This window comes from Bradyrhizobium sp., from assembly GCF_019244115.1.
Classification (GTDB): domain Bacteria; phylum Pseudomonadota; class Alphaproteobacteria; order Rhizobiales; family Xanthobacteraceae; genus Bradyrhizobium.
In genome coordinates, this window is the sequence record NZ_JAFATE010000262.1 from 1 (window position 1) to 4,034 (window position 4,034).

At 63.8% G+C, this 4,034-nt stretch carries 3 protein-coding genes; all 3 read left to right on the forward strand.

Going from position 1 to position 4,034, the window contains the following annotated elements:
- The first annotated feature begins 41 nt into the window (after positions 1–41).
- The gene (locus tag JOZ76_RS11785; RefSeq protein ID WP_291698797.1) at positions 42–1,205 is read left to right on the forward strand and encodes an IS110 family transposase; all 1,164 of its coding nucleotides are present in this window, start codon (positions 42–44) and stop codon (positions 1,203–1,205) included.
- Between the two features lie 996 nt (positions 1,206–2,201).
- Positions 2,202–3,389, forward strand: coding sequence for an acetylornithine deacetylase (gene argE, locus JOZ76_RS11790; RefSeq protein WP_291698798.1), 1,188 nt, complete (start codon positions 2,202–2,204; stop codon positions 3,387–3,389).
- 400 nt (positions 3,390–3,789) lie between these two features.
- A partial coding sequence (locus JOZ76_RS11795; RefSeq protein ID WP_291698799.1) for a hypothetical protein occupies positions 3,790–4,034 on the forward strand: 245 nt, incomplete at its 3' end.

The following is a 4,034-nucleotide window of genomic DNA, read 5'->3' on the forward strand; positions in this document are numbered from 1 at the left end:
CCAAGATTGGATTACTGACCATCCAGCCTCGGAGGATCAAGATGATCAAGCTCGATCGCACTGACACACCCGCCGCAGCGGAGCATGCCACGGTTTACCTTGCGTTTGAACTGAGCAAGGCGAAATGGAAGCTCGGCGTGCTGCTTCCGGGTTCGCAGAAACTGAGCCGGTATACGATCGACGGCGGTGACGTGGCCGCCTTGGCCGTCCGGCTTGCGGACATCCACAAGAAGGCTGCTGCCGCCGCGGGCGGCCGGCCGGTGCGCCTCCTGTCATGCTACGAAGCAGGCCTGGACGGGCACTGGCTGCACCGCTGGCTGACGGGACAAGGTGTCATCAATCACGAGATCGACCCTTCCAGCATCGAGGTGAACCGTCGTGCCCGGCGCGCCAAGACCGACCGGATCGATCTGGAGAAGCTGATGCGGGCGTTCCTCGCCCATTTGCGGGGCGAGCCCCGGGTCTGCAGCATCGTCCACGTGCCGACGTCTGAAGATGAGGATCGCAAGCGCCGCACCCGTGAACGTGATCGCCTGATCGAGGAATGCACGGCTCACAGCAATCGCATCAAGGGCCTGCTGCACGGCCAGGGCATTCGCAATGTCCACCCGCTCGATCGCGCGTTCCTCAAAAGCCTTGCCGGCCTGCGCACCGGTGACAATCGTCCCCTGCCGGAGCGGCTCAAGGACGAGATCGCGCGCGAGCACGAGCGACTGTGCCTGGTCGCCCGGCAGCTCAGGGAGCTCGAGGCCCAGAGCAAAGCCGAACTGCGTGCCGCTCGGCCTGGCTCGCCGGAAGCCAGGATCAACCAGCTCATGGATCTCAGGAGCATCGGCCCGGTCGGCGGCCAGACGTTGGTCAACGAGGTGTTCTATCGCGACTTCGACAACCGTCGTCAGGTCGGCAGCTACTTTGGTCTTGTCGGCACACCCTATGACAGTGGCGAGCGCAGCCGTGAGCAGGGCATCAGCAAAGCCGGCAACCGGCGCGCCCGCCAGCTCGCCGTCGAGCTGGCGTGGCTATGGACGGTTCATCAGCCCGACAGCGCACTGACGCGCTGGTTCCGCGAGCGGGTGCGCGACGTCAGGGGACGCATCCGGCGCATCGCCATTGTCGCGCTGGCCCGCAAGCTCATGGTGGCGCTATGGCGCTATCTGAAGACCGGCGTTGTTCCCACCGGCGCCGTGCTGCGTTCGAGGCTGTGAACGGCTGCCGCGTGGGATGACAGCCGACGTGAGCCAGGACCGACGCGTGACCGTGCTGAACCGGGGGCATAAACCTCCCGCTCTCACAGAGGGGTCCCGTCTTTACTGGGCCTTGCCTTCACCCGTGCATGAAAGATCAGGGTACCGGGCCTCGCGCCCGACCGGATACAAGGTGATGCGGTCGTTCCGCATTGTCATTCACGGCCCAGTCCTCGCATCACGTCTTGCCTGCCATCGCCACCGCGCGCGTTGCAGGCGCGCCATTATCGCGCCGAGCTCGTCGCGCTCAAGGCCGCTGACGCGCCGCCTCCGGCGGTGGCCTTCGGCCAGCCTTGACCGCGTCTCACTTCGGCGCAAAAGAGCGCCGCCAACAAACGACGCCCTCTTGACAACTTACTCCCCATACAAGGTTCAGCCAAATCATCCGGCATTCCCTGCACGACGGTTTTAACGCTGTCCTTCGCGCTCTCCCGGGGGACCGGGCTTTCTTGCCCCCCTCACCCAACGGATCGCTCCGCAGGCTTGACACCAGCGTCGGGGTGTCAGGACCACACGACTTCTGCATCCGCGTTGGCATCGATCGTCTGCGCGCACAGGCGCGCCGCGACACCATCGCGTCCATCGCATCCCGCGCTCCACGTATCGTGACGATCGGCCGAAACGCCCCTCAGGCGAGGCGGGACGGCGCGGATCATGCCTCTGATTTGGGTCGGCGTCAAGCTCTTTTCTGAATACCAGAACAGCGATCCGCCGCGGCAGAATGGCACGACGGGCAGTCCGTGCATGGCGCGCATGCGCAAACTGCCCGTCGTGCAAGTCTCGTCGGGGCACCATCAAGCAGCGAGACCCATCAGATGAAAGAAACCGCGTTACCGTGATGGGGGTTCTCTGCGTTCGACTGATCCATGAGATGAGGTGCGATGCCGCCATGCGGCAAGCTCCTTGCATGGCGGATATTTGCATGCAAACATTCGTCTCAAATCGTGAACCGCCATCATGTCCAACGATCGCGCCGAACGCATCCGCAAACTGCTCGCCGAGCTCATCGCCTTCAACACCGTGAGCGAGCGCTCCAACTTAGGCTTGATCGCGATGATCGAGCGCTATCTCGCCGCCTTCGGCATCGCCGGCCGGCGGATCGTCGACGAGACCGGGCAGAAAGCCGCGCTCTGGGTCACCATCGGGCCAAAGGACAAGCCGGGCTTCGTGCTATCGGGACATACCGACGTCGTGCCGGTCGCCAGCCAGGACTGGAGCACGAACCCGTTCGAGCTGGTCGAGCGTGGCGGAAAATTTTACGGCCGCGGCACCACCGACATGAAGGGCTTTGTCGCGGTGTGCCTCGCCATGGTGCCCGAGATGCACGACGCGGGGCTAAAAACGCCCATACACCTCGCCATCTCCTATGACGAGGAAATCGGCTGTGTCGGCGTGCGTCCGATGCTCGCCGAGATCAGCCGCGGTCACGTCAAGCCCCTCGGCTGCTTCGTCGGCGAGCCCACGGAGATGCAGGTCACGATCGGGCACAAGGGCAAGCACGGCGTGCGCGCGACGTTTCGTGGTCTCTCGGCGCATTCCTCGATCGCGCCGAGCGGCGTCAACGCCGTGGAATATGCCGCGGACCTGATCAGCGAGATCCGCCGGCACGCGAAAGAGCTCGCGACAGAGGGCGCGCACGACGCGCTCTATGACGTCGCGCACACGACGCTGCTGACCAGCATCGTCCATGGCGGCACCGCGCTCAACATCGTGCCGGAGCGCTGCGTCGTCGAGTTCGAATGCCGCGGCCTCGGCATCAGCGAATCGAAGGAGGTCACGGACGCGATCGTGGCCTGGGCCAGGGCCGAGATCGAACCTGTGATGAAGGCCGCAGATCCCTCTTGCGGCATCGATTTCGAGGAAATCCTCGACTATCCCGCGCTCGACATGCCCTCCGGTCATGCGCTGGTGACGCTTGGGAAAAAGCTCGCAGGGCGCAACAGCCACGCAAAAGTGTCGTTCGGCACCGAGGCCGGGCTGTTCGTGAGCATGGCCGACATCCCCGCCATCGTCGTCGGACCAGGCTCGATCGCGCAGGCGCACAAGCCAGACGAGTATGTCGAGATGTCTGAACTGCTCGCCTGCGCCGATTTCGTCGAACGGCTGATCGGCCATTGCGCCGCCGGCGGCGGGCTGGCTCTGTAGACGCACTGCTGCCACACCACTCGTTCGTCATCACCCGCGAAAGCGGGTGATCCAGTATCCCAGAGACGTCAGTGCTTGAGCCGATATGCCGCGGCGTACTGGATCGCCCGGTCAAGCCGGGCGATGACATCTGGCATGAAGGGCAGGCAGCAGCCAACGGATAAAACTTGCCATCGTCCGACCGCGTCTGCGGGTTGATCGCGCCGGCATCTTGGCGTTTTGGCGCAAATCCTTTTGCCATTATTTGGCAAGCGCCGCATTCGCCCTGCTCGTGCCGCTGGTTTGACCGGAGCGACTTCAAGCGGCCACGCCCGAGTCTCACTTTCCCCGCAGCTCTCGCAGAGAAACGCGTCATCACAAATCGCTGAGTGTAGTGCCGAGTTTGCGTAAAGCGTTCACCGTGAAAAGACTGCTCGCTCGTGCGCGTCCTGCGCTCGTCAACACGCTGCTCGTCCTCGTCTCGCTGCGCTCAACCTATGTCGCGATGGAATACGCTGTCTTCCGCGTATTCCTTCCCGCCGCGCCCATCGACATCCACTCGCGCGTGCCCGAGCTTGCCGACGTTCTCACGCAAGCCACAAAATCCTCCTATCTGCCAAAAGGCTATGTCGCCATCCTCGGCGACTCCTACGCCGAAGGACTGGG